We start from the raw sequence: 24663 nt of genomic DNA, 5'->3' as shown, positions 1-24663 counted from the left end.
AATTTACTAGTAAAATAAGGTGACGTACATGAGACTACCAAAGATTTATGGATTTTTAACAAAAGATATGGACACTATTGAAAAAACATTACAGAAGAGCATTCAGGCTGAACATCCCGTACTTCGAGACGCTTCTACAGCATTATTGAAAGCAGGAGGGAAACGCATTCGTCCTGTTTTTGTTTTGCTTTCATGTCAAATAGGGGATTATGACTTTGAAAAAATACAAAAAGTTGCTGTAACCCTAGAGCTTATTCATATGGCAACGCTTGTTCATGATGACGTGATTGATGAAGCTGAGCTGCGTCGCGGGAAACCGACGACTGCTTCTCAATATGGAAACCGGATTGCGATGTACACAGGCGATTTCATTCTTGCAAGAGCCCTGGAAGAAATAACAAAAATAGATGATCCGAGAATACATACTTTATTATCCAAAACACTTGTTGAAGTATCTATTGGGGAAATTGAACAAATTCAATTTAAATACCAATGGAATCAAAATTTTCGAGACTATCTGCGCCGGATAAAACGGAAAACGGCATTACTGATAGCGTGCAGCTGCAAACTGGGTGCGCTCGTCGGCGGGTTAAGTGAACAGGATGCAAATAAAATGTATCGTTACGGCTATAATGTCGGCATGTCTTATCAAATTATTGACGATATCCTCGATTTTACATCTACTGCAAAAGAACTGGGGAAACCGGCAGGAAATGATTTATTACAGGGTAATATCACGCTGCCTGTTCTATATGCAATGGAGGATCAGGAATTAAGAAATCAATTGGTGACATTAATCAACAGTAATCAGGACATTGATGAAAAAACAATGCAGAAGCTGATTGCCTGCTTAAAAAACACAGATGCTATTCAGAGGAGCTATGCAGTCAGCGACCTTTATCTGCAAAAAGCATTGAAATCTTTAGAAGGACTGAAATCGTCCAGGGCAAAGAAAAGTTTACAAGATATTGCTACTTTTATTGGAAAAAGGCGTTCCTAATGAAATAAAGATATTGTTATTTGTCTGATAATTTGTTACTATTTTAGAGGCTACATTTTTCATTTATTATAATTACATAGGGGCAGGGTGATTTTAATGGAAAGAACTTTTTTAATGGTAAAACCAGATGGTGTGCAGCGTAACTTAATTGGAGATATTGTTGCGCGATTTGAACAAAAGGGGTTTAAATTAGCCGGAGCTAAATTAATGACAATATCTACAGATTTAGCTGAAACACATTATGGCGAACATAAGGAACGCCCATTCTTTGGGGAACTGGTTGATTTTATTACTTCCGGACCAGTTTTTGCCATGGTATGGGAAGGCGAAAATGTCGTTGCTTCTGCTCGTACCATGATGGGAAAAACAAATCCATTAGAAGCGCTTCCAGGAACGATCCGGGGCGACTACGGCATTAATGTTGGCAAGAATATCATTCATGGTTCGGACTCTTTAGAAAGCGCTTCAAGAGAGATTAATCTCTTTTTTGACGAGAAGGAATTGAATTCTTACAACAAACAACAGGATGCATGGATTTATTAAACTGAAAGCGTTGTCGAAACCTCCGTTAAATATACGGGGGTTTTTGCGTACAAGCAGAGGAGGTTAACGAATGAAAGATGATTATGATTTAATGAAGCAGAAGGTGCATCAATCACTTAAACTGAATTTGAGCTTATATAAAGAAGCGCAGATGAAACGAAGAATCACGACTTTAAGAGATAAACATGGTTTTAGAAGCTACATAGATTATTTCTCGGCCTGTCAAAAGGATGCTGAGTTATTGGAAGAATTCACAGAGAAATTAACTATAAATGTATCGGAATTTTACCGGAATCCGAATCGATGGGATGTTCTGCAAAAAAAGATTATTCCAGAATTAACAAAAAATAAAAGAAAAATCACGATTTGGAGCGCTGCCTGTTCTACAGGGGAAGAGCCTTACAGTCTTGCGATGATGCTGGAAGAATACTTTCCGGGCTTGCGTTACCAGATTCGTGCTACAGATTTTGATCAGGCTGTATTAAACGCAGCAAAACAAGGAAACTATCAAGAGCGTTCTTTAAAAGAGCTCCCGGCTGCTCTGAAGAAAAAGTATTTTACATCACAGGGGACCATTTTTCAAGTTGATCCGTCTTTAAGAAAGCATATTCGTTTTGAACGCCATAATCTATTAGAAGATACTTACCCTAGAGATGTAGATCTTATCGTCTGTCGAAATGTATTGATTTATTTTACCGATGAAGCAAAAAATAATATATTCCATCATTTTAATAAAGCATTAACGAAAGGAGGCTGTTTATTCGTCGGCAGTACTGAACAGATATTTAATGCAGAACAGTTTGGTTTTTATTTAGAAGACAGCTTTTTTTATCGGAAACAATAATTTATACTACCCGAAACGGGCTTTTATATGGTATAGTAATTAGAAAACTTTCAACTATTTAAATAGGTAAAGTATATTCGATATTATCTAAAAAATATGACATGTCCATATTGCAAAACGTTTGGATAATAACAACGTTTATACGTTCTTATTTTAATAGCTTTATAAAGATAAAGGAGAATGTGTAGTGCGCTACTTAACAGCTGGAGAATCACATGGAAAACAATTAACGACAATTATCGAGGGCCTGCCTTCACAGATGGAATTAAAGGCAGAAGATATTAATGAGAGTCTGCGCAGAAGACAAGGCGGGCATGGCAGAGGCAAGAGAATGCAAATTGAAAAAGATACGGTAGATATCACAAGCGGAGTACGGCACGGATACACGTTGGGGTCTCCTGTGTCACTTGTGATACATAATGATGATTTTAAGCATTGGACAGATATTATGGGTGCAGACCCGCTTGAGGACGGAGCCAAGCTGCGCAGAGTCGTAACAAAACCTCGTCCGGGACATGCAGATTTAAATGGCGGTCTGAAATATGGACATCGTGATATGCGTAATGTATTAGAACGCTCTTCTGCAAGAGAAACGGGCGCTCGAGTTGCTGCAGGTGCAGTGGCAAAATCACTTTTAGAGCAATTGGGTATTTATGTTACTGGATATGTGAAAGAAATCGCAGGGATTCGGGCAGAAGAAAAAAACGATTTAACAGCGAAAGAACGTGCTGAAATTTCTGGAGATTCTCCTGTAATGGTATTAGATTCCAATGTGGAGCAGCCAATGATGGACGCAATAGATGAAGCGAAAAAAGTTGGCGACTCTATCGGCGGTATCTGTGAAGTTTATGTAGAAGGCCTGCCTGCTGGAATCGGTTCTTATGTGCATTATGATCGAAAGCTGGATAGTAAGATTGCAGCAAGTGTTGTCAGCATTAATGCTTTTAAAGGTGTGGAATTTGGCATCGGTTTTGAAGCAGCCCGCTTAAACGGCAGTGAGGTACATGATGAAATTGCCTGGAATGAAACAGATGGATATCATCGTACAACGAATCGTCTTGGCGGTTTGGAAGGCGGAATGAGTACAGGGATGCCGCTCATTGTTCGCGGGGTAATGAAGCCTATACCTACATTGATGAAGCGTCCATTGCAAAGCGTGGATATTGAATCCAAAGAGCCATTTAAAGCAACAGTGGAAAGGTCCGACGCTTGTGCAGTGCCGGCAGCTTCTGTGGTGATGGAGCATGTTGTCGCATTTGAAATTGCAAAAGCCGTCACAGAGCAATTTTCAAGTGACCGATTCCCGCAATTAAAACAGGCAATTGATCAGTACAGAGAAGAAATCAGGTGCTTCTAAATGAAACAATTAACAATCCAGTCCAGCCAGCGTAGCTATCCTATTGTGATGGAAGCTGGATTACGGTTTCACTTAAAGAAGTGGTTAAAGAAGGAATACAGCTCTATTTTAGTGATAACGGACGATAAAATAGCTGATAAATATTTACAGGATGTTATAAACAATCTGGAGGGACAACACGTTTATTCTTACATTGTTCCAGCCGGGGAAGCTTCTAAAAACATGGATCAATATTACAAATTACAGACAAAGGCAATCGAGAGCGGTTTAGATCGTAAATCGCTCATCATTGCTTTGGGCGGCGGTGTCATAGGTGATTTAGGCGGATTTGTTGCTGCGACCTTTATGCGCGGAATCGATTATATTCAAATGCCGACAACTATTTTAGCGCATGACAGCAGTGTGGGTGGCAAAGTAGCAATCAATCATGAATCCGGTAAAAATCTGATTGGCTGTTTCTATCCTCCGGCAGCTGTTTTATATGACACAGAAACGCTGGTATCTTTACCATACCGTGAAATTCGTAGCGGCTATGCCGAAATTTTAAAAGAAGGATTTATTTCTGATATCAATCTGACAGAAGAATTATTGTCGCTGTCTTTACAGCAGGTTACCACTACGCAGCAGGAAAATCATTTAGAGGCTGGTATAAAAGTAAAAGCAGCTATCGTAGAAGAAGATGAAAGAGAATCGGGTGTCCGGAAATATTTAAACCTCGGTCATACATTGGGACACGCGTTAGAAGCTAGATTGGGGTATGGAACAGTAACTCATGGAGAGGCCGTTGCGAATGGAATGCTATTTGCGCTTCATGTAAGCGAGGATATGTCAGGGGAAGAGCTCCCTTTTAATGAACTGTACCATTGGATGAAACTAAATGAATATCCTGTTATCGACATAGAAAAAAAGCGTATCGCCGAGCTCGTCAAAAGCATGAAGGCAGATAAAAAATCCGTTTCCGGCCATATCCAGATGGTATTACTGAACCAGGTAGGTGAGCCAACTGTCGCAAACTTAGATGATTCCTCTGTGGAGGCTTATATCAGAACATATATAGAGAGGATGAACAAGCTATGACAAGAGGCGTGCGCGGTGCTACAACCGTAGAAAATAATGTTGCAAGTGAAATTATTGAACATACAAGAACACTTGTTCAGGAAATGGCAGAGAAAAATAATATTCAGGCAGAGGATGTTTCCCATGCTTTTATTTCAGTAACAAAGGATGTGGATGCAGCTTTTCCTGCGAAAGCTTTACGTGAAATTGACGGGTGGAAATATGTTCCGGTTATGTGTATGCAGGAAATAGATGTTCCCGGCAGCCTGCCAAAGTGTATTCGAATTATGATGATTGTGAATACCGATAAACAGCAAAAAGAGGTTGAGCATACATTTCAGAGAGAGGCTGTAAAGCTTCGTCCGGATCTTTTAGAAAGAAAGGGTAGTTAAGCAATGAGAAGCAAAGAAGTATTAAAACAGCTTAGTCCATATAAACAAGGGAAGCAGACAAAGGATATTCAAGAAGAATTCGGACTTGATTATATCGTTAAATTGGCTTCTAATGAGAATCCTTATGGCTTTTCAGATAAAGTGAAGGAAGTCTTCCAGAAAAATGAGCCTGTATTTAATATCTATCCGGATGGGTACACATCTGAACTCCGTTATCTGATCAGCGGAAAACTAAATGTAAGCCCGGAATCACTTATCTTCGGAAGCGGTTCAGAGGAAATTATTCAGATGCTTTGCCGTTCTTATCTTACTGTAGGGGATCAGGTTATTATGGCAACACCGACATTCCCGCAATATAAGCATTATGCTTTAATCGAAGGAGCTGAGATTATAGAGCATCCTGTTAATGAGGATGGAAGTCATCCGCTTGATAAGATGCTTGACTCGGTTCAGGATAATACAAAAATTATCTGGATTTGTACACCAAATAATCCAACAGGCACTGCACTTTCCAAAGAAGCGTTAGAAGACTTTTTAGATAAATGCCCTTCGGACGTCCTTATTGCTTTAGATGAGGCATATGTTGAATTTTTACAGCCTGAGAAGGATTTAAATGCTCTCGAGCTGTTGGATAAATATCCAAACCTGATTGTTTTACGTACATTTTCAAAAGCTTATGGACTGGCAGGTCTGCGTATTGGCTATGGAATCGCCGATCCATTGATTGTGGAAACCTTAGATAAGGTCCGCGGACCGTTTAATACAACGTCTGCAGCGCAACAGGCCGCCGTTATTGCCTTTTCAGATCAGGGGTTTATCCAGCATACGTATCAGGAGAATAAAAAAGTATTAAAACAATTTCAAGCCTTTTTAACTTCGATCGGTTGGGGTTATTATGAATCAGAAGCGAATTTCTTGCTTGTAAAAACACCGGAAAGCGGAATGGAGGCTTTTGATTATTTAATCAAGCATGGTTTTATTGTCCGCCCTGGAGAATTATTAGGTATTCCAAATACCATTCGTGTTACGATTGGAAAAGAAGAGGATATGAAGGTATTGGAGAGCGTACTAAGAGATTATCAAGAACAATTAAATTAGGTAAGGTGAATGTATGAAAAAGCAGCAGGTATTGATAGCTGGACTCGGCCTCATAGGCGGGTCCATTGCTAAAGCGATTAGAAAAGAGTCCGAACATTACATAATCGGTTTTGATGTAAATGAAAACACACTCCATTTTGCTTCGAATCACGGTATCATTGATGAAGCTTTTACCAATTTTGAAGAAGCTGCATTAAAAGCAGATATTATTATTATTTCTGCACCTATTTCAGAGACGATTCAGCTTGTTTCCAGACTGGATGACATTCCTTTCGAAAAAGATGTGATTGTCTCTGATACAGCGTCTGTAAAAGGTTCTGTACTTATTGCTGCAAATGGTTTAAGCAATAAAGCCATCCGTTTTATCGGCGGGCATCCAATGGCGGGCTCCCATAAGAAAGGGATTGAAGCGGCGAAGGAACATTTATTTGAGAATGCCATTTATGTTTTATCCCCTCTTGATAATGCAACTGAGGAGAATGTAGATACATTAAGAGACGTTTTATCTGCAACCAAAAGCAACTTTGTTGTATTGCAATCAGATGAACATGACGAAATGACAGGAGTTATTTCTCACTTTCCGCATCTTATAGCATCATCACTTGTCCATCAGGCGAGAAAATGGGAGAAAAAACACTCCTACCTTCCGAAGCTTGCAGCAGGCGGATTTCGGGATATTACCCGGATTGCCTCCAGTAACCCGGTGATGTGGCAGGATATTTTTTATCACAATCAATCGAAAATGTCTGCCATGCTGGATGATTGGATTGTTGAAATGGAGCAGCTGAAAAAGCTGATTGAAGATAATGAAAAAGAAGAGGTTATTACGTATTTAGACAGCGCCAAAAATTACCGTGATGGATTAAATGAAGGCGGACGCGGTGCAATTCCGGCGTTCTACGATGTTATCGTTGATATTGCAGACCAGCCGGGTGCCATAGCTGAAGTGGCGCTTATTCTGGCAAATGCATCATTAAGTATTAAAAACATTGAAATCCTTGAAGTACGGGAAGGAATTACTGGTGCACTGCGCTTGAGCTTTTACACAAAAGAAGCGCAAGAAGCCGGTCAGAAGATATTAAAACAACGTGGATTTGAAACGATGATCCAATCTTAACGACAAGGAGGAGAACGTATTGTCGCATGTTCAATTTGAATACACCTCACCAAGATTAGAAGGTGAAGTTATCGTTCCTGGAGATAAGTCGATATCACATCGTTCTATTATTTTCGGGAGTATTTCACATGGAATTACAAAAATATCTAATTTTCTTGACGGGGAGGATTGTCACAGAACGATTGATGCTTTTCGGGAGATGGGAGTACAGATTGAAAAAGAAGGAAGCTCGGTACTCGTTCATGGGAATGGGTTAGAAGGATTAAAAAAGCCTGCTGGAGCATTCGATTTTGGTAATTCAGGGACCACGACCAGATTAATGCTGGGTCTATTATCTGGACTGCCATTTGAAACGAAGATTTTTGGGGATGCTTCTCTTACAAAGCGTCCGATGGATCGTGTGGTTACGCCATTAAGAGAAATGGGTGCTGCAATTCATGGACAGGAAGATGGAAAATATCTCCCGATTACCGTTCATGGAGGCGCCTTAAAAGGAATTACCTACCGCCTTCCGGTGAAAAGCGCTCAAGTAAAATCAGCTGTTTTATTGGCAGGCTTGGTTGCAGAAGGAGAAACTGTCGTACAAGAAGACACTGAAACAAGAAACCATACAGAAGTTATGCTTCAAGCCTTTGGTGCTGATTTAAAGCAGAAGGAAGAAGGAATTGTCGTTACAAACAAAGGGAAGCTGACAGCTTGTGACGTGGAAGTCCCCGGCGACATTTCCTCAGCTGCTTTCTTTTTAGCTGCCGGAGCAATTGTGCCCGGAAGTACAGTTACGTTAAAGAACGTCGGTTTAAATGCGTCCCGGACGGGCATTTTAGATGTAGTCAAGCAAATGGGGGCAGCTATTACTGTTTCTAATGAGCGCACTACAGGCGGTGAAAAAATTGGTGATTTAACCATTAAATATACTGCCTTAAAAGGGACGACAGTAGAAGGGGAAGTCATCCCCCGCCTGATTGATGAAATTCCAATACTTGCCTTGCTGGCAACACAGGCAGAAGGAAAAACGGTAATCAAGGACGCCGAAGAATTGAAGGTAAAAGAAACAGACCGCATTGAAGCAGTGTGTCAAAATTTAACAACACTGGGAGCAAATATCACACCGACCGAGGACGGAATGATTATTGAAGGACCAACCCGTCTAACAGGCGGCACCATTTCCTCCTATATGGATCACCGGATTGCCATGATGGGTGTTATCGCAGCGCTCGTATCAGAAAGCCCGGTAAAAATGGATGAAAAAGACAGTATCAATATATCGTATCCGACATTTTTTGATGACCTGGAAGCAATTTTGCAATAAAATTTCGTATATTTAAATTCTGGCTACAGTTCTAGTTATTTGAACTGTAGCTATCTTTTTTGTATGATAAATTGGAAGCAAAAGAAACACAAAAAGAGAGGGGTTCTTTTAAATGAACACCATTCAACAAGCAATCGAACTGGCTGAAAAAAATGAAACAGAAAAGGCGTTGGCATTATTAAGTGATTACCAAAAAAACGCAGATGATGATTCTCTGTTTCAAATAGCTGAACTTTACCTGCAGTGGGGGTTTCTAATTGAATCTAGAACCATCCTCGAACAATTGATTGAAAAATATCCTGAAGAAACGTCGCTGAAGCTTACCTTATCTGATATTTTTATTGAATCCGAAGAAGATGAGCTGGCGATTACGATATTAAATGAAATTCCGGAAGAAGATGAAGGATATGTTCAGGCGTTGATCCAGCTTGCGGATTTATATCAGGCTCAGGGATTATTTGAGGTTTCGGAGCAAAAGCTGCTGGAAGCAAAGCATATCGACCCTCAAGAGAGCATTATAGATTTTGCGCTCGGAGAATTATTCTTTTCTATCGGCGAATACCTAAAGGCTATCAACTATTATGAGCGCGTCTATGCGAAAGCAAAAGAAATAGGAAATGTTGCGATAGAAGACCGGCTTGGAGAAGCATATGCTGCTGCCGGTGAATATGAGAAAGCACTTGAATTTTACAAAGAAGAGGAAGACCCGGATCCGGATAATTTATTTAAATATGGAATCACTGCCCATCAGGCTGACCGTAATGACATTGCTATAAAAGCTTGGGAGCATGTGTTGGAAATCGACCAAGACTATTATGCGGCATATACCCAGCTTGCCAATGTATATAAGGAACAAGGGACGCTGGAAGAAGCTTATAAAGTTGCGGAACAGGGCTTGGAAAGAGACTCCTATCAAAAAGAACTCTATTTCCTGGCTGGCGATATTGCTCACCAATTAGGGAGAAATGCGGAGAGTGAAGAGTATGTCAGGCAGGCTATCGCTTTAGAGCCGGATTATAAGGAAGCCGTCTTGTTTTTGATTGAACTGCTTAAAGCAAGAGAAGCATTTGATGAGATTGTTGAATTGATCCAAAGTATTAAAAATTCTGGTGCAGAGGATGCACTCTATGATTGGGAACTGGCTAAAGCTTATGTTGAAATAGAATCGTTTGGTGATGCATTAAATAGCTACCAGGAAGCATATACTAGTTTACAGCATGACAGCGACTTTTTAAAAGAGTATGGCTATTTCCTGACCGAGGAAGGAAGAATGCAGGAGGCCATTCCAGTCCTGAAAGCATATCTCGGCCAGCAGCCTATTGATGAAGATGTGCGTGAGCATGTGGAACGCTTGGAACAAGATTTATTGTAGGTGACATGTCCAGCTTTTAGAGAGGAGAGAGGGGAGAGCGGAATGCTATCATCTGTAACTGCAAAAGATAAGAAGGACTTCATCCAGTGGTTTTTAAACCATTACCGCTTAAAAAAACGGGAAAGTGTATGGATACTTAATTATTTAGTAAACCATATGGATATTTTAGAACATGTGCATTTTGTTAGAGATGTAAAGTATTGTCCTAGAGGTGTAATGATTTCCAGTCGCTGTTCAGAGAAAATACCATTTCGATTTTACAAAAATCATCTGGTAACAACGGACGCAGAGAAAACCTTTCATGACATTCGGTTAAACAAGCAGGAAGCGTTATTTATCCAATTGAATTTTCATCAGGCAAACCAAAGCGCTTATTATGCTGCTGTATTAGAAGAAAATCCATTCTTGCCGGATGATTACTATTTAACAAAAGATGATAAACAGACCACAGCTGAATTATTGGATCAGCTCCTGATCAATCAAAAACAGGAACGTTTGCGGGAAGCGATTGATGAGGCTTTAGATTCGGGAAATCATACGAAATTTTTAGAGCTGACAAAAGAGTTAGAGAAACTGCTGAATAAATCATAAAGAACAAGCTGAAAAACGTATAAATCAAATGATAATGTTTAAAAGCAACCTATATTTTTATGGGTTGTTTTTTTCGTAACTCAAGTTTTATACATTAAAAAGTAACTTCATTTCCATAGAAACAGGAGTTACGGCGGTCCGTTTTGCTTTCCGACGTCCTGGGACTGCGATTACTCGTCCCATCGAAAACATTTGTATGTCGGAAAGCGGAGTGGTTGGTTGCAGGAGCTATGGACCATCACCAATTCCAAAAAGGCCGGATATTTAATCAAAAAGTAAGCATGTAATGGAGAACATATTCATCCGGGAATAGCAAAATATATATGCTTATTCTTAGGTGTGAAAATTGAATTTGTAACAAATAGATTAAATATTATTCATCATGGATAGAATAAGAAAGATTGGCAAATAAGCTTGGAATGGCGAAAGAGAGACCATGTCTGTTATGGCCTGGGCCTGTCTGTCTATCAGTTGTATTCGCTGACAATTTATCCTTTCCTATATGTGTGAAAAATTGTTACAATATAGGCAAGTATTTTGGAAGGGAGGATTGTTTATGAAATGGACAAGGGTTGATTTGCAGAAATATGAACAAGCGAAGGAGTATATTGATACAGTGATTGTACCGTTGGCTCCTTTTCAAATTGGCGCTTTAGAGGCTTCTGCTAAAAATGCAGATCAGTATGAGATTTTAACGCTTTTTGCCAGAGAGCTGGAGAAAGAATTAATGGGCAGGATTATGCTTACTCCGACTTATACATACATCAACTCGGCAGAGAGGTCCGAAGAAGCAGAGCGATTAAATCAGTGGACAGCTCATTTTAACGAACAGCCTTTTAAACAGGTGCTCTATATCAGCTTTGATCCGTCTTGGCGAAAAATAGCCAATGATTTAGAAGGGGAATTTATTTGGCTTCCAACTATTCCTTTAAAAGATGCCGAACCAGCTGCAATAAAAGACATGATAAGAGACCAGACCATGCAAACAGCAGAATTAGTCAAGTCCTTTTGGTAGAGTAAAACAAAATTATCAAAACATTTACAGTTAACCTAGGATATATATTGACCGAACCAATAGTTTACGCTATCATTATTAGTGTCCTAGTAATCTGATTTTATCTTAAAAATGTCCGTGACTATTTGAACACAGAGGGGGGAAAACCATGAGTGATGAAAAACGCGATATATCCCGCAGACAATTTTTAAATTATACGCTTACAGGCGTAGGGGGCTTTATGGCTGCCGGTTTGCTGATATCACCTGTTCGGATGGCAATCGATCCTGTATTGAAGTCCGGTGAAGGCGGAGATTTTACAAATGTTGGACTAGAAGTTTCTGAAATCACTGCTGATCCACAGCGTGTCGATTGGACTGTCGATCAGGTAGATGGCTGGTATGAATCAGAAGTAAACCAAACAGCTTGGGTATATCGAAATGATGATGACGAAATTGTTGCCTTTTCCCCAGTTTGTAAACATTTAGGGTGTTTTGTTTCTTGGGAAGGAAATGACGACTATCCAGAGGAGTACTACTGTCCTTGCCATGATGGCCGTTATTACAAGAATGGGGTGAATGTTCCTGGAACACCGCCATTGCAACCGCTTGATGTTTATGAACAGGAAGAAAGGGATGGCATGCTGTTCCTAGGTAATATTAGACCACATGAGGAGGCGTAATAAACAATGTTACAGAAGATTTATGATTGGATCGATGATCGCATTGATATTACGCCGATATGGCGAGATATTGCCGATCATGAGGTTCCGGAGCACGTTAATCCAGCGCATCACTTTTCCGCATTTGTATACTGTTTTGGCGGATTAACATTCTTTGTAGTAGTAATCCAAATTCTTTCCGGTATGTTTCTAACGATGTATTATGTGCCGGATATTGAAAACGCTTGGCAATCTGTTTACTACCTGCAGACAGAAGTAGCACATGCTCAAATTGTCCGCGGTATGCATCACTGGGGCGCTAGTGTCGTTGTCGTAATGCTATTATTACATACTTTACGGGTATTTTTCCAAGGGGCATATAAAAAACCTCGTGAGCTTAACTGGATGGTAGGAGTTCTTATCTTCTTTGTTATTCTGGGGCTAGGCTTTACAGGCTACCTGCTTCCTTGGGACAACAAAGCGTACTTTGCGACTCAAGTAGGACTAGAAATCGCGGAACAAGTACCATTTATTGGAGAAGCTCTTAAAACGCTTCTAGCCGGGGATGCTACCATTGTTGGTGCACAAACCCTGACACGTTTCTTTGCAATCCATGTCTTCTTTTTACCGGGAGCATTGTTTGCATTATTAGCAATTCACTTTATCTTAATCCGTAGACAAGGTATTTCCGGACCACTATAAAAAGGAGGGCAACCAATGCATAAGGGTAAAGGTATGAAATTCGTTGGTGATTCTCGGATCACAGCGGAAAGAGCATCAAAAGTACCAAAAGATTATTCCGAGTATCCTGGTAGAACAGAAGCTTTTTGGCCCAACTTTTTATTAAAAGAGTGGTTGGCCGGAGCAGTTTTCCTTGTAGGGTTTTTATGCTTGGTGTTGGCACATCCATCTCCGCTTGAAGGAATGGCTGATCCGACAGATGCAGCATATATCCCGCTGCCAGACTGGTATTTCTTATTCTTGTATGAATTATTAAAGTATCAATTTGCAAGTGGTAATTGGATTATTCTTGGAATTCTTGTTATTCCGGGAATTGGGTTTGGAGCGCTATTCCTTGCTCCATTCTTGGACAACGGTCCTGGGCGACGTCCGCGTCACCGTCCAATTGCTGTTGGGATGATGCTTTTAGGACTGGCGTCCGTTATTTGGCTGACGTATACTTCTGCAGCACCAGTTGACTGGGAAGAGCGTGCCGAGCAAAACAAGCCAATTCCTCCAGGCGAATCTATTGTTGACGAGAGTCATCCCGGATTTGCAGCGTATGAAACAAGCTGTCTAAGCTGTCATGGCGGAGAATTGGAAGGTGGGGCAGGTCCTGCGTTAGTCGGAGGAAATGAGCACACCAAGGAAGAAATAATGGATATTGCTGTCAATGGTATTGGTTCCATGCCTGCCGATCAGTTCCAAGGAACGGATGAAGAACTGGAACAATTAGCAGATTTTATTATTGAAACCAATGAAGCAGCAGCAGAATAAAGAATAGACAGAAGCACCTTTGACCAGAATAAGGCAAAGGTGCTTTCTCTATTCATGACAACGATAGAAGGGAGAAGTTGAATTGAAAATGCTGTCCTACATATTATTAGATAAAAAATTTTTGATCCTGCTTTTCATCATAAATTTCCTGGGCACCATCTATGGTTATTATTGGTATGGAGGGCAATTAGAAATAACTCCTCTGATATTTATTCCATTTGTACCGGATAGTCCGACAGCCAGTCTGTTCTTTACGATTTTCCTGTTGTTTTTTATTTTTGGGAAAAACATACCCTACATCGAGGCATTAGCAATTGTCTCTTTATTTAAATACGGCGTCTGGGCCGTCGTTATGAATTTATTAACCGTAGCTGTCGGCAAAGACATTGGTCCAGCTGGGTATATGCTGATTGCCTCCCATTTAGGAATGGCTATTCAAGGATTGCTTTATGCCCCGTATTACAAAATAAAGCTGCGGCATTTAACGCTTGCGGGAATTATTGTTTTACATAATGATATTATTGACTATGTCTTTGGCCAAATGCCTATTTATTCAGATTTAACAACGTATATGAATGAAATTGGTTATTTTACATTCTGGTTAAGCATAGCCTCTCTCCTGCTTGCGTATTACCTGACGATTCACAAGAGACAGCGAAAAGTTTAAAAAGCATAGCTGGATGAAGTTTAGCCGCACCCGTGTTTCGGGCGGAATATGGTTATCCCCATCGTGTTTATGTTATTATTTCAGCAATTCCTGCTACTCAGAAAAAGCTGACCGTCATACCAAGTCACCTCTCATCATAAACTTAGAATATACATCAAAAGATCAGAGGTGATCTCTATGGGAGAGAAACTGCTTCGTGTGATGACAATCGGATTCATAGGGATATTTTACCATGCAAACGATGTTCATGCTGCCTCTATTCCATCAGGAAACATTTACTATAACAGCTTAGTGCCGTCTCCGTTTATTTTGGGTGTCATAATTGTAGGCGGTTGCATTATTGTTACATTATCTTATGTAAGTTGGAAAAAATACAAAGGGGAAAAAGGAGGCAATAAGCCGGTCCGCAAAAACGACAAATCAGTTGACTAAAATAGAGATACTGACTAAAATTGACCTTATGATACAGTAATGGGGGTATTAAGAAATGGTCGCTTATTTGATTTATTTTGTCTTATTAATGATTGTACCGATGCTTGCATCAGGAAAAGTAAAAAGCACGTATACAAAGTACTCTAAAAAACCAACATCTTCGGGGATGACTGGCGCAGACGTTGCCAGAAAAATTTTAGATGATAATGGTTTGCATGATGTACAGATTGGAATGGTTAAAGGGGAATTAACAGACCATTATGATCCTCGTAAAAAGCAAGTGAACCTTTCTGAAAATAATTATAACGGCAGATCGATGGCTTCTTCCGCTATTGCAGCACATGAAGTAGGCCACGCGATTCAGGATCAGGAAGAGTATGCATTTTTACGCTTTCGAAGTGCTTTAGTTCCAGTAGCAAACTTCGGCTCTAATATTTCTATGTTCTTAATCATTGCGGGTATGCTTATGCAAGCAAGTAATATGCTGCTTCTTGGAATTATCTTCTTCGCTGCTGCAGTGCTTTTCCAATTAGTGACACTGCCAGTTGAGTTTGATGCTTCGAACCGGGCGATGACCCAGATGGTTTCAGCGGGTATTATCCGTAACAATGAAGAACGAGAGACGAAAAAAGTATTGAACGCCGCTGCAATGACCTATGTTGCTGCAGCATTGGTTGCCGTTGCTGAGCTTATCCGCTTTATTCTTATCTTTGCGGCAAACAGAGACTGATATGTAAAAAAGATGATCCGAAATGGGTCATCTTTTTTCATTGGCAAATAACCGACGGAAGGAGCACTGGAAATTATCCTATGCCCCTTTCTGTCTGCCTAATCATTTAACGGCTTTTTATTCTCATCCAATGTGAAACCTTCTCCCATGACCTCATGCACAGTTGTCATCGACACAAAGGCAGAAGGGTCTGTCTGATTAATGATGTTTTTCATCCGGACAATTTCATTTCGTGCAACTACACAGTAGAGAACATTTCTTTTCTCTTTGGAAAAGCTCCCATGACCATTTAAAATCGTCACGCCCCGTTCCATTTTTTCCATAATCTGTTCTGCGATTTCTTCACTTTGATTTGAGATGATAAAAGCTCCTTTTGCAGCATATGCGCCTTCCTGAATAAAATCAATCACCCTCGCACCAACAAATACAGCCAGCAGTGTGTACATTCCTTCAGACAGCTCAAGGAATGTCAGAATAGAAGTGATAATCACAAGAAAGTCAAAGACAAACATCGCTTTTCCGATACTCCAAGAAGTGAATTTATTAATGATGCGAGCGATAATATCAACCCCGCCGGTTGTACCGCCAAAGCGGAAAATAATTCCTAACCCAATACCGATAAACACACCTGCAAATAAAGCGACAAGTGTCATATCATCCTCTAATCCAATTTGAATCTGATAGATTTGAAAAATCCAGAGAAAAAGAGATACGGATAAAGTTCCAACCAGTGTATAGACAAACGTATTCCTGCCTAGTATTTTCCATCCAATAAAAAATACCGGAATATTAAGGACAATATTCGAGATTGCCGGGTCGATGTCCCATAAGAAGAAAAGCAGCAGGGTGATACCTGTAAAACCGCCTTCTCCAAGATTGTGCTGCATATTAAAATGGACAAGTCCAAAGGAAAAGATGGCTGCTCCTATTAAAATAAATACAATATTTTTTACTCGAATCTTCAACTTATTATTCCTCCTTATGTTCACGTATCAACAGTAAAGCTGACGAAATGTCTATGTATACAATTCCAAGTATTTACAGCTTGATTATAGCCAATATCTATTATAGCCAATTTAAAATCAAGTAACAATACGCATACTGTACCAATTAGTTGTCAAAATCCTTGCTTTTAGCTAACATGAAAGAAGAGAAAAAAAGTATATTGATTTTAAAGAGGTGTCAGAGATGGAGAATACCAGACATACATTAAAAGATGTCCAAAAACGTGTGGATCAATACATATCTCAATTTAAGGAAGGATATTTTTCTCCGCTTGCTTTGATGGCAAGATTATCTGAGGAGACAGGAGAATTAGCGAGAGAAATTAATCATTATCATGGCGAGAAACCAAAGAAAGTTACAGAAAAAGAAAATACAGTAGAGGAAGAAGTCGGCGATATGATTTTTGTATTGGCCTGTTTAGCAAATTCGCTGGAGTTTGATTTATCGGATTCCTTCGAGAAATCAATGCAAAAATTTGAAACAAGAGATAAAAATCGCTGGACAAAAAAAGAGGAGGAAGATAACCATGGCAATTAAAATTATCGTAGCAGGTCCAAGAGGAAGAATGGGGAAAGAAGCAGTCCATATGATTTATGACACAGCTGATTTTGAATTGACCGCTTGTTTAGACCATAAAAATGACGGAAAGAAATTAAGTGATTTAGAAGGCTTTGCAGACGGTTTCAATGCGCCAATCTACACAGATATCGAAACATGCTTTTCTGAACAGCAGGCGGATGTATTTGTTGATTTAACGATACCTGAAGTCGGTTATAAACATACAAAAGCAGCTTTGAATCATGGTATTCGTCCAGTAGTAGGAACGACAGGGTATACAAATGAACAGCTAGAAGAATTAAAACAGCTGGCAAAACAAAAACAAACCGGCTGTATTATTGCACCTAATTTTGCAATCGGTGCTGTATTAATGATGAAATTTGCAAAAATGGCCGCTGCCTATTTTCCGGATGTAGAAATCATTGAAAAGCATCACGATCAAAAATTGGATGCGCCATCCGGTACGGCTAAAAAAACTGCGGAGCTCATCCAGGAGACCAGAAAATCGAAAAAGCAAGGTCATGCCGATGAAGAAGAAACCATCAAAGGTGTCCGCGGCGGAGACTTTGACGGCATGCGTATCCACAGTATGCGTCTTCCCGGGCTGGTAGCCCATCAGGAAGTGGTGTTTGGCGGCGCCGGTCAAACATTAACCATCCAGCATGATTCGATGAACAGAGCCTCCTTTATGGATGGCATCAAAGAATGTGTTCATCAGGTAATGGATCTGGACGAGCTTATTTATGGTTTAGAAAACATTTTGTAGTAGATAACAGGTATAAATAAAGGGGGAGCCGTCATGAATGTTGCATTAATTGCGCACGATAAGAAAAAAGAAGATATGGTCGAATTCACAACTGCTTATACACATGTACTAAAGAATCATCACTTATTTGCTACAGGAACAACAGGGACCCGGATCATGGAGTCAACAGGACTTTCGGTCCATCGTTTTAAATCCGGTCCGCTTGGTGGCGATCAGCAGATAGGCAGTATGATTGCAGAGAATAAAATGGACATGGTTATTTTCTTCCGTGACCCGTTAACTGCCCAGCCGCATGAGCCTGATATCAGCGCGTTAATGCGGTTGTGTGATGTGTATCAAATTCCTTTAGCAACCAATATTGCCGGAGGGGAAATTTTCATGCACGGGCTGAATCGAGGCGATTTTCAGTGGAGAGAAATCGTGAAGGAAGATTAAGAAAGAAGGGGAATTGTGAAAAAAATAGGAATTACATGTTATCCAACCATCGGCGGTTCAGGAGTAATCGCTACAGAATTAGGTAAGAAATTAGCGGAAAAGGGTCATGAAATACATTTCATCACTTCCAGTATGCCCTTTCGCTTAGAAAAAGTGTACGTAAACGTGTATTATCATCAGGTAGAGATGAGTCATTACCCTGTATTTCAATATCCACCTTATGATTTAGCTTTAGCTGCCAAGATGGCAGAGGTGATCGACCGCGAAAAATTGGATATTCTTCATGTTCATTATGCGATGCCGCATGCTATTTGCGGTATTTTAGCAAGAGATATGGCGAAGCACCCTGTAAAAATCGTCACTACCTTACATGGAACAGATATTACTATACTGGGCATAGATAACACGTTAAAGCCCATTATCCGTCATGGTATCGAACAATCCGATGCAGTTACCGTTGTTTCAGAAAGCTTGCGTAAACAAACAGTAGACATGCTGGATATCCAGAAGGAAATGGATGTTATTTATAATTTTATTAATGAAAATGAATACTACCCCCAAAAAGGGGCGGAGCTGCGCAGCCAATTTCAGATAAATGCTTCTGACAAAATTATGATTCATATCTCAAACTTTCGGAAGGTAAAACGGGTCCAAGATATCATAGATACCTTTAAAGTAGTTAATGAAAGCATTCCTTCCAAATTATTATTGATTGGAGATGGCCCGGAATATTCAGATATGGTTCAGCATGTTAATGAATTAGGGCTGAAAACAGAAGTACATTTTCTGGGGAAACAAAATAATGTCAGTGACATACTGGCAATGGCAGATGTAATGCTGCTTATGTCTGAAAAAGAGAGCTTCGGGCTAGTATTATTAGAAGCGATGGCCTGCGGCGTGGCTGGAATCGGAACCAATGTCGGCGGTATTCCAGAAGTATTGACCCATGATAAAACAGGGTATATTGTAGAGCTTGGAGATATTGAACAGGCTGCATCATACGCTATTGAGCTTTTATCAGATCCGGAGAAGCAACACCAATTTTCAGAAGCAGCTATCGAGCATGTGCGGAATCATTTTGCATCCGCGAAGATTGTTAACCAATATGAAGCTTTATACGACAAGGTTTTAGAAGAAGGGAAAAGAGGCTAGAAGCATGCTACCATCTATTTTTCATAAGGCAGCAAACATAATATCCATCATAGAAGAGCATCATTACGAAGCATACTTCGTCGGCGGCTGTGTACGCGATTATATTATCGGCCGCCCTATTCATGATGTAGATATTGCATCATCAGCTTTTCCTTCAGAAATACAAGCTATTTTCCCGAAGGTCATCCCGGTGGGAATCGAGCATGGTACCGTGATTGTCCGGTATGAACAGGAATCTTTTGAGGTAACTACTTACCGGACAGAAGGGACCTATACAGATCACCGCCGGCCGGATGAAGTTCATTTTGTCCGCGATATAAAAGAAGACTTAAAACGCAGAGATTTTACCATGAATGCTATTGCCATGGATGCCAATGGCAAGATATTAGACCCTTTTGGGGGAAGAGAGGACATTGCCGGCAGACGAATCCAGACGGTAGGTGATGCAGCAGACCGGTTCAAAGAGGATGCTTTACGCATTATCCGTGCGCTGCGTTTTTCCAGCCAATTAGGTTTTTCCATTGAAGATAAGACAAAAGAAGCTATGAAAAGCTGCAGAGCATTAATAGATAAATTAGCAGTGGAACGGTTAACCGTTGAATTAGAAAAATTATGCGCTGGTGCTTATTTTAGCAAAGCAGTGGAGTATATTTTTGAATTAGAGCTCTATCACCACCTGCCTATTTTTAAAGACACTCCTTTGCTGTTAAAGGAAATAGAGCCTGTTGCTTCGCTCGCACCTGTTTTTGCGTTTGTCGAGCTAAATAGTGAATCTATCACGGCAGCAGACTGTACCAAGGCCTATAAATGTTCCAATCAATTAAAGCAGCAAGCAAACACGCTTGTAGATGCATATCATCGCTATAAAGAGAATGGCATAGATGCCTGGTTTGTCTATCAGCTGCCAAGAGAACAGTGGGACTTTTTCATATACTTAGTAAAACAGACCGATAAGAAAATCATTGATATAGAAGTGTTTTATTCTATCCGGGAGAAGCTTCCTATTTTATCTAAAAAAGAGCTTTGTGTGAATGGATATGATTTAATGAAATGGTTTCCTGAACGCCCAAAAGGTAAATGGATAAAGCAGCAATTAGATGAAATAGAATACCAAATTGTTACCTCCAAGCTGGCAAATGAAAAATCGAAAATAAAGGACTGGATACAATGGAATCTACCCGTTCAAGATTAATCAAACTATTATCCAAAAATAAAATGAGCTACGTCTCTGGCCAAGCGCTCTCTGAACAATTAGGCATTTCCCGGAATGCAATCTGGAAGCATATGAAGGACTTGGAAAGTGATGGCTATCATATTGATGCGAAAAGAAGCCAGGGCTATCGGATTGTTTCGTTTCCGGATAAAGTCAGCAGTAATACGATCCGCTGGGGTTTGGAAACAAAATGGATGGGGCATCATATTATTCATAAAGAGGCAACACCGTCGACTCAAATCATTGGACATGAAGCAGCCCGGGACAATGCTCCGGATGGCACGATCATCATTGCAGAGGAGCAGACAGCAGGAAGAGGAAGAATGAAAAAGAATTGGTTTTCGGATAAAGAAGGGTTATGGACGACTCTCCTGCTCAGACCGCCGATTCCACCGAATAAAGCTTCTGAACTGACGCTGTTAACAGCGGTTGCTTTAAGAAAAGCACTCCATCAGCTGACCGGATTACCCATCGGTATCAAATGGCCGAATGATTTATTAATCGGAGACAAAAAACTCTGCGGTATTTTAACAGAAATGCAGGGAGAGCAAGACCGAATCAATTATGTTTTGATTGGTATCGGCTTAAATGTGAATCAGGATGAAGCGAGCTGGGATGCTTCCATTCGAGATATTGCAACCTCCTTAAAAAGAGAATCCGGGAATAACTGGGATAAGATTAAAATCGTTCAGACAATATTAAAGCATTTTGAAAATACATATGAGATGTATTTAAATAATGGTTTTAAAGCTATTAAATCGGAATGGGAAGAACATGCTTTTAAAATAGGAGAAAATATTAAAATCAAAACATTTCATGAGGAGTGGACCGGCCGCTTTTTAGGGATTACTGACGAAGGGGCCCTGATTGCGGAATCAGCGGAAGGCAGTCCTGTAACGCTTTATTCTGCTGAAATCACATGGTTTGACCGCTAGAAAAAACGAAAATATAGATTGGAGGTGATCTGTTGCGATATGTTGTGATTGACCTGGAAACGACCGGGAATTCTCCGTCAAAGTCGGGGAAAATAATTGAAATAGGCATGGTTGCGCTTGAAAATGATGAAATTAAAGAAACAAAGACGACCTTATTAAATCCCAATCAGCCTATCCCTCCATTTATTTCTCATCTGACAGGGATTCATGATGAAGAAGTAAAGGACGCTCCGTTATTTAGCGATGAAGCGGAAGAAATCACCCGGATTTTAGAGGACAGTTATATTGTTGCCCATAATGCCGCCTTTGATGTCGGCTTTCTCAATATGGAATTAACGTCGAACGGTTATCCCGAATTAAAAAATCAGGTTCTGGACACAGTGGAGCTGTCCAGAATATTATTCCCGAGTATATCCAGCTATAAATTGAGTCATCTGGCAACGCATTTCGAGCTGCATCATGATGATCCGCACCGTGCTTTATCAGATGCGTATGTAACGGCAAAGCTATTTATGAAGTTAAAAGAGAAATTAGATCATCTTCCATATGAAACGTTATTTAAACTAAAAAATCTCGAAGAAAAACTGCAATCCGACTTAGCGGCTATCCTGGATAACCGTCTGGAAGAAATAGCGTTCCGAGAGCATCCGGATAAGCAAATAAAGCATTATCAGGGGCTTGCTTTTCGTATGTCTGAAAAAGAGACGAAATCAGATGCGCAGATAGACATATCGTTCGGAGAATACTTAGATGCCATTTATGAGGAACAGGGAGCGCTTTCGAGAGCCTTTTCTTCCTATGAGCCGAGGGAAGGACAGCGACAAATGTCAGAGACGATTTATGATGCCTTTTCTGCAAAAAAACATGCGTTTATCGAAGCGGGAACCGGTACAGGAAAATCATTAGCTTATTTATTGCCAGCTGTTTATCAGGCTGTTAACCAACGTGAACGCATCGTCATCAGCACGTATACAACTCAATTACAGAGCCAGCTGCTGGAAGAAGAAATTCCTTTATTAAGGAAGATTATCACAAATCCTTTTAAAGTGGCTTTAATGAAAGGAAAAAATCATTACTTAAATTTGGAGAAGTTTCTTTATGAGCTTGATTACGGACCAAAGGATAATTATGATTTTGTCCTGACAAAGGCGATATTACTCGTATGGATCACGGAGACAGAAACAGGAGATATTGATGAGATTCAACTGCCGGCAGGAGGCTATATTTTCTTCCAGAAGGTTTCTGCTGATGTAGAGAAGACAATGAATCCAAAATCGCCCTGGTTCCACCATTCCTATTATCAGCTGGCCAGACGAAGGGCTCAAAAAGCAGATGTTGTCATTACCAACCATGCCTTGCTTTGCACGGATATGTTTAATGACTATGCTTTTTTACCATGCTATCAAAAGGCCATTATTGATGAGGCGCATCATTTTGAAGAAACAGCATCCCATCATTACGGGCTGAAACTGGATTACATACAAATGCAATTTACATGTAATTATTTGGGGACAGCTGATGAGGATAAACAATTCAGTTCCGTTCTGAAAGCTTCTGATATAGGACAAAGAGAAGCATTAGCTCATAAATGGAATACAGCTATCAGAGAAGCGAAGTATGATATTGATGAACTTTTTCATCTGATTGAACGTTTTGTCAGGTCACAGCAGAAGAACGATAAAGCAACCAGTGATTTGGGAAGAGTCCAATATCGTATCAAGCCGGAAACCTATCAGCAGGATTCCTGGCAGCTTGCTCAGGATATGGCGGCACGCTTGCGTATGCATTTTCAGAGGCTATTGGATGTTTTATCTCAATTAATGGATGCATATTCCGTAGACAATGGAGATGAAAAACAATTTCTGGAAGATATCGGTCAAATGCAGGATGCGTTAGTAAAATATATAGAAGATTTAAAAGTGATGTTCCAGGAACAAAATGAGGTAACGTTGATTAAATGGGCTGAAGTAGATTTAAAAGGAAAGCACCATAGTGTATTTCTTTACAGTGAGCCGGCGGATATCGCTCCGATACTGGCTGAAGACTTTTTCTCCAAAAAAGAGAGTGTCATCTTCACCAGTGCGACATTAACAATGGGAAGCTCCTTTACATTTATAAAAGAAAGATTAGGCGTAGCTGAACAAGATTTATTAACAGAGCAAATTGCTTCCCCGTTTCAGTATGATAAACAGGTGCAATTGTTGATTCCAACTGATTTTCCAGATATTAAATATGGAAACATTGATGATTTTGTTTACGCTGTATGTGAAGCAATCTTATCGCTGGCAGAGATTACTTCAGGCAGAATGCTCGTCTTGTTTACCTCCTATGACATGCTGAAAAAGGCAAATGATTTGTTAAAGGAAATGATGACAGAGCAGCAATACGTCATTATTGCCCAAGGAGTGACAAGCGGAAGCCGAAGCAGGTTAAAGAAGAATTTCCAATCCTATGATCAGGCAATCCTGCTTGGAACAAGCTCTTTCTGGGAGGGTGTAGATATACCAGGGGAGGATTTATCGGCGCTTGTAATGGCCAGACTGCCTTTTCAGCCGCCAAACCATCCTGTTTTTGAAGCGAAATCGCATCAGATGAAAGAAGAAGGAAAAAACCCGTTTATGAACCTGTCTTTGCCACAGGCAGTCATTAAATTTAAACAGGGTTTTGGGCGGTTAATCCGCTCCTCAGAAGACAGAGGAATTGTATTTATTTGCGATGGACGGATTAAAACAGCTAGATACGGGAAATACTTTTTGGAATCCATCCCCGCCGTACCTGTTCATTATGAAGCAACACGGCATTTGATAAGCAATGCCGAAGAATGGTTTCATCAATAAATAAGAACAGCTGCTCATCAGCGGGAATATTTCCTCCCCGCTGATGCAAAGTTATTTTTTAACGGTATTTGTTTACAGGAACCGCACATCTAGGTATAGTAA

General features: G+C 40.2%; 26 protein-coding genes. 25 read left to right on the top strand and 1 reads right to left on the bottom strand.

Annotated features, from left to right (window positions below):
* The first annotated feature begins 28 nt into the window (after positions 1-28).
* The 18 genes from hepT to MKY65_RS12320 all read left to right on the top strand — a co-directional run bounded on the left by hepT (position 29) and on the right by MKY65_RS12320 (position 15660).
* The gene (gene hepT / locus MKY65_RS12405) at positions 29-1000 is read left to right on the top strand and encodes a heptaprenyl diphosphate synthase component II (protein ID WP_339177251.1); all 972 of its coding nucleotides are present in this window, start codon (positions 29-31) and stop codon (positions 998-1000) included.
* Positions 1001-1096: 96 nt separating this feature from the next.
* Positions 1097-1543, top strand: coding sequence for a nucleoside-diphosphate kinase (gene ndk, locus MKY65_RS12400; RefSeq protein ID WP_339177248.1), 447 nt, complete (start codon positions 1097-1099; stop codon positions 1541-1543).
* Between the two features lie 70 nt (positions 1544-1613).
* Entirely contained in the window at positions 1614-2387 is a 774-nt protein-coding gene (locus tag MKY65_RS12395) for a protein-glutamate O-methyltransferase CheR (protein WP_339177246.1), read from the top strand.
* A gap of 187 nt (positions 2388-2574) precedes the next feature.
* A complete protein-coding gene (gene aroC / locus MKY65_RS12390; protein WP_339177244.1) occupies positions 2575-3744 on the top strand; it encodes a chorismate synthase in 1170 nt (389 codons plus the stop codon).
* Positions 3745-4821: a 3-dehydroquinate synthase gene (gene aroB, locus MKY65_RS12385; RefSeq protein ID WP_339177243.1), complete on the top strand. Its 1077-nt coding sequence runs from the start codon at positions 3745-3747 to the stop codon at positions 4819-4821. It begins immediately after the preceding gene.
* Positions 4818-5192, top strand: coding sequence for a chorismate mutase (aroH, locus tag MKY65_RS12380; protein ID WP_339177241.1), 375 nt, complete (start codon positions 4818-4820; stop codon positions 5190-5192). Before aroB ends, aroH begins: the two co-directional genes overlap by 4 nt.
* 3 nt (positions 5193-5195) lie before the next feature.
* On the top strand, positions 5196-6290 hold the full coding sequence (hisC, locus tag MKY65_RS12375) for a histidinol-phosphate transaminase (RefSeq protein ID WP_339177239.1): 1095 nt from the start codon (positions 5196-5198) through the stop codon (positions 6288-6290).
* Between the two features lie 13 nt (positions 6291-6303).
* On the top strand, positions 6304-7407 hold the full coding sequence (locus tag MKY65_RS12370; RefSeq protein ID WP_339177237.1) for a prephenate dehydrogenase: 1104 nt from the start codon (positions 6304-6306) through the stop codon (positions 7405-7407).
* Positions 7408-7426: 19 nt separating this feature from the next.
* Entirely contained in the window at positions 7427-8716 is a 1290-nt protein-coding gene (gene aroA / locus MKY65_RS12365) for a 3-phosphoshikimate 1-carboxyvinyltransferase (protein ID WP_193062178.1), read from the top strand.
* 112 nt (positions 8717-8828) lie between these two features.
* Positions 8829-10088, top strand: coding sequence for a tetratricopeptide repeat protein (locus MKY65_RS12360; RefSeq protein WP_339177233.1), 1260 nt, complete (start codon positions 8829-8831; stop codon positions 10086-10088).
* Positions 10089-10130: 42 nt separating this feature from the next.
* Positions 10131-10679 carry a ReoY family proteolytic degradation factor gene (locus MKY65_RS12355; protein WP_339177231.1) on the top strand — a complete coding sequence of 183 codons (549 nt, stop codon included), beginning with the start codon at positions 10131-10133 and terminating at the stop codon, positions 10677-10679.
* Positions 10680-11235: 556 nt separating this feature from the next.
* Positions 11236-11694 carry a DUF2487 family protein gene (locus tag MKY65_RS12350; RefSeq protein WP_339177229.1) on the top strand — a complete coding sequence of 153 codons (459 nt, stop codon included), beginning with the start codon at positions 11236-11238 and terminating at the stop codon, positions 11692-11694.
* A gap of 148 nt (positions 11695-11842) precedes the next feature.
* Positions 11843-12355, top strand: coding sequence for a ubiquinol-cytochrome c reductase iron-sulfur subunit (locus tag MKY65_RS12345; protein ID WP_339177227.1), 513 nt, complete (start codon positions 11843-11845; stop codon positions 12353-12355).
* A 6-nt stretch (positions 12356-12361) separates the two neighbouring features.
* Positions 12362-13036 (top strand): cytochrome b6, encoded by a 675-nt coding sequence (locus MKY65_RS12340; protein ID WP_040981375.1) that lies wholly within the window; start codon positions 12362-12364, stop codon positions 13034-13036.
* A 15-nt stretch (positions 13037-13051) separates the two neighbouring features.
* Positions 13052-13831 carry a c-type cytochrome gene (locus MKY65_RS12335; protein WP_339177223.1) on the top strand — a complete coding sequence of 260 codons (780 nt, stop codon included), beginning with the start codon at positions 13052-13054 and terminating at the stop codon, positions 13829-13831.
* A gap of 88 nt (positions 13832-13919) precedes the next feature.
* Positions 13920-14498, top strand: a complete 579-nt coding sequence (locus tag MKY65_RS12330; RefSeq protein ID WP_339185233.1) for a DUF1405 domain-containing protein — start codon at positions 13920-13922, stop codon at positions 14496-14498.
* A 177-nt stretch (positions 14499-14675) separates the two neighbouring features.
* A complete protein-coding gene (locus tag MKY65_RS12325) occupies positions 14676-14930 on the top strand; it encodes a sporulation protein YpjB (protein ID WP_339177220.1) in 255 nt (84 codons plus the stop codon).
* A 55-nt stretch (positions 14931-14985) separates the two neighbouring features.
* Positions 14986-15660, top strand: coding sequence for a zinc metallopeptidase (locus tag MKY65_RS12320; protein WP_042534117.1), 675 nt, complete (start codon positions 14986-14988; stop codon positions 15658-15660).
* A 98-nt stretch (positions 15661-15758) separates the two neighbouring features.
* Here the strand turns inward: MKY65_RS12320 and MKY65_RS12315 are convergent, their stop codons facing one another.
* On the bottom strand, positions 15759-16625 hold the full coding sequence (locus tag MKY65_RS12315; protein ID WP_339177218.1) for a YitT family protein: 867 nt from the start codon (positions 16623-16625) through the stop codon (positions 15759-15761).
* 223 nt (positions 16626-16848) lie between these two features.
* On the opposite strand from MKY65_RS12315, the gene MKY65_RS12310 reads away from it, so the two are divergent.
* The 7 genes from MKY65_RS12310 to dinG are packed head-to-tail and all read left to right on the top strand — an operon-like array spanning position 16849 to position 24561.
* The gene (locus MKY65_RS12310) at positions 16849-17202 is read left to right on the top strand and encodes a nucleotide pyrophosphohydrolase (RefSeq protein WP_339177216.1); all 354 of its coding nucleotides are present in this window, start codon (positions 16849-16851) and stop codon (positions 17200-17202) included.
* Complete coding sequence (dapB, locus tag MKY65_RS12305) at positions 17192-17989, top strand: 4-hydroxy-tetrahydrodipicolinate reductase (RefSeq protein ID WP_339177214.1); 798 nt, start codon at positions 17192-17194, stop codon at positions 17987-17989. The genes MKY65_RS12310 and dapB overlap by 11 nt, the downstream gene beginning before the upstream one ends.
* 33 nt (positions 17990-18022) lie before the next feature.
* Positions 18023-18424 (top strand): methylglyoxal synthase, encoded by a 402-nt coding sequence (locus tag MKY65_RS12300; protein ID WP_042534109.1) that lies wholly within the window; start codon positions 18023-18025, stop codon positions 18422-18424.
* Between the two features lie 15 nt (positions 18425-18439).
* Complete coding sequence (gene bshA / locus MKY65_RS12295) at positions 18440-19576, top strand: N-acetyl-alpha-D-glucosaminyl L-malate synthase BshA (protein WP_339177211.1); 1137 nt, start codon at positions 18440-18442, stop codon at positions 19574-19576.
* 4 nt (positions 19577-19580) lie between these two features.
* Positions 19581-20768 (top strand): CCA tRNA nucleotidyltransferase, encoded by a 1188-nt coding sequence (locus tag MKY65_RS12290; RefSeq protein ID WP_339177209.1) that lies wholly within the window; start codon positions 19581-19583, stop codon positions 20766-20768.
* A complete protein-coding gene (locus tag MKY65_RS12285) occupies positions 20744-21724 on the top strand; it encodes a biotin--[acetyl-CoA-carboxylase] ligase (RefSeq protein WP_339177207.1) in 981 nt (326 codons plus the stop codon). Before MKY65_RS12290 ends, MKY65_RS12285 begins: the two co-directional genes overlap by 25 nt.
* A 32-nt stretch (positions 21725-21756) precedes the next feature.
* Positions 21757-24561, top strand: a complete 2805-nt coding sequence (gene dinG / locus MKY65_RS12280) for an ATP-dependent DNA helicase DinG (RefSeq protein WP_339177205.1) — start codon at positions 21757-21759, stop codon at positions 24559-24561.
* Positions 24562-24663 lie beyond the last annotated feature (102 nt).

This window comes from Oceanobacillus sp. FSL W7-1293 (assembly GCF_037969815.1).
GTDB lineage: Bacteria > Bacillota > Bacilli > Bacillales > Amphibacillaceae > Oceanobacillus > Oceanobacillus oncorhynchi.
Note: the sequence above shows the minus strand (reverse complement) of the source record. Positions and strands in the feature narration are given on the sequence as shown.

Coding starts and splice junctions, on each gene's coding strand:
- MKY65_RS12330 (WP_339185233.1), top strand. CDS start 13,920: ATGCTGTCCTACATATTATTAGATAAAAAATTTTTGATCCTGCTTTTC.
- dapB (WP_339177214.1), top strand. CDS start 17,192: ATGGCAATTAAAATTATCGTAGCAGGTCCAAGAGGAAGAATGGGGAAA.
- MKY65_RS12355 (WP_339177231.1), top strand. CDS start 10,131: ATGCTATCATCTGTAACTGCAAAAGATAAGAAGGACTTCATCCAGTGG.
- MKY65_RS12395 (WP_339177246.1), top strand. CDS start 1,614: ATGAAAGATGATTATGATTTAATGAAGCAGAAGGTGCATCAATCACTT.
- MKY65_RS12350 (WP_339177229.1), top strand. CDS start 11,236: ATGAAATGGACAAGGGTTGATTTGCAGAAATATGAACAAGCGAAGGAG.
- MKY65_RS12360 (WP_339177233.1), top strand. CDS start 8,829: ATGAACACCATTCAACAAGCAATCGAACTGGCTGAAAAAAATGAAACA.
- MKY65_RS12370 (WP_339177237.1), top strand. CDS start 6,304: ATGAAAAAGCAGCAGGTATTGATAGCTGGACTCGGCCTCATAGGCGGG.
- ndk (WP_339177248.1), top strand. CDS start 1,097: ATGGAAAGAACTTTTTTAATGGTAAAACCAGATGGTGTGCAGCGTAAC.
- MKY65_RS12335 (WP_339177223.1), top strand. CDS start 13,052: ATGCATAAGGGTAAAGGTATGAAATTCGTTGGTGATTCTCGGATCACA.
- hepT (WP_339177251.1), top strand. CDS start 29: ATGAGACTACCAAAGATTTATGGATTTTTAACAAAAGATATGGACACT.
- MKY65_RS12320 (WP_042534117.1), top strand. CDS start 14,986: ATGGTCGCTTATTTGATTTATTTTGTCTTATTAATGATTGTACCGATG.
- MKY65_RS12300 (WP_042534109.1), top strand. CDS start 18,023: ATGAATGTTGCATTAATTGCGCACGATAAGAAAAAAGAAGATATGGTC.
- hisC (WP_339177239.1), top strand. CDS start 5,196: ATGAGAAGCAAAGAAGTATTAAAACAGCTTAGTCCATATAAACAAGGG.
- MKY65_RS12345 (WP_339177227.1), top strand. CDS start 11,843: ATGAGTGATGAAAAACGCGATATATCCCGCAGACAATTTTTAAATTAT.
- MKY65_RS12325 (WP_339177220.1), top strand. CDS start 14,676: ATGGGAGAGAAACTGCTTCGTGTGATGACAATCGGATTCATAGGGATA.
- MKY65_RS12340 (WP_040981375.1), top strand. CDS start 12,362: ATGTTACAGAAGATTTATGATTGGATCGATGATCGCATTGATATTACG.
- aroB (WP_339177243.1), top strand. CDS start 3,745: ATGAAACAATTAACAATCCAGTCCAGCCAGCGTAGCTATCCTATTGTG.
- aroH (WP_339177241.1), top strand. CDS start 4,818: ATGACAAGAGGCGTGCGCGGTGCTACAACCGTAGAAAATAATGTTGCA.
- MKY65_RS12310 (WP_339177216.1), top strand. CDS start 16,849: ATGGAGAATACCAGACATACATTAAAAGATGTCCAAAAACGTGTGGAT.
- MKY65_RS12290 (WP_339177209.1), top strand. CDS start 19,581: ATGCTACCATCTATTTTTCATAAGGCAGCAAACATAATATCCATCATA.
- MKY65_RS12285 (WP_339177207.1), top strand. CDS start 20,744: ATGGAATCTACCCGTTCAAGATTAATCAAACTATTATCCAAAAATAAA.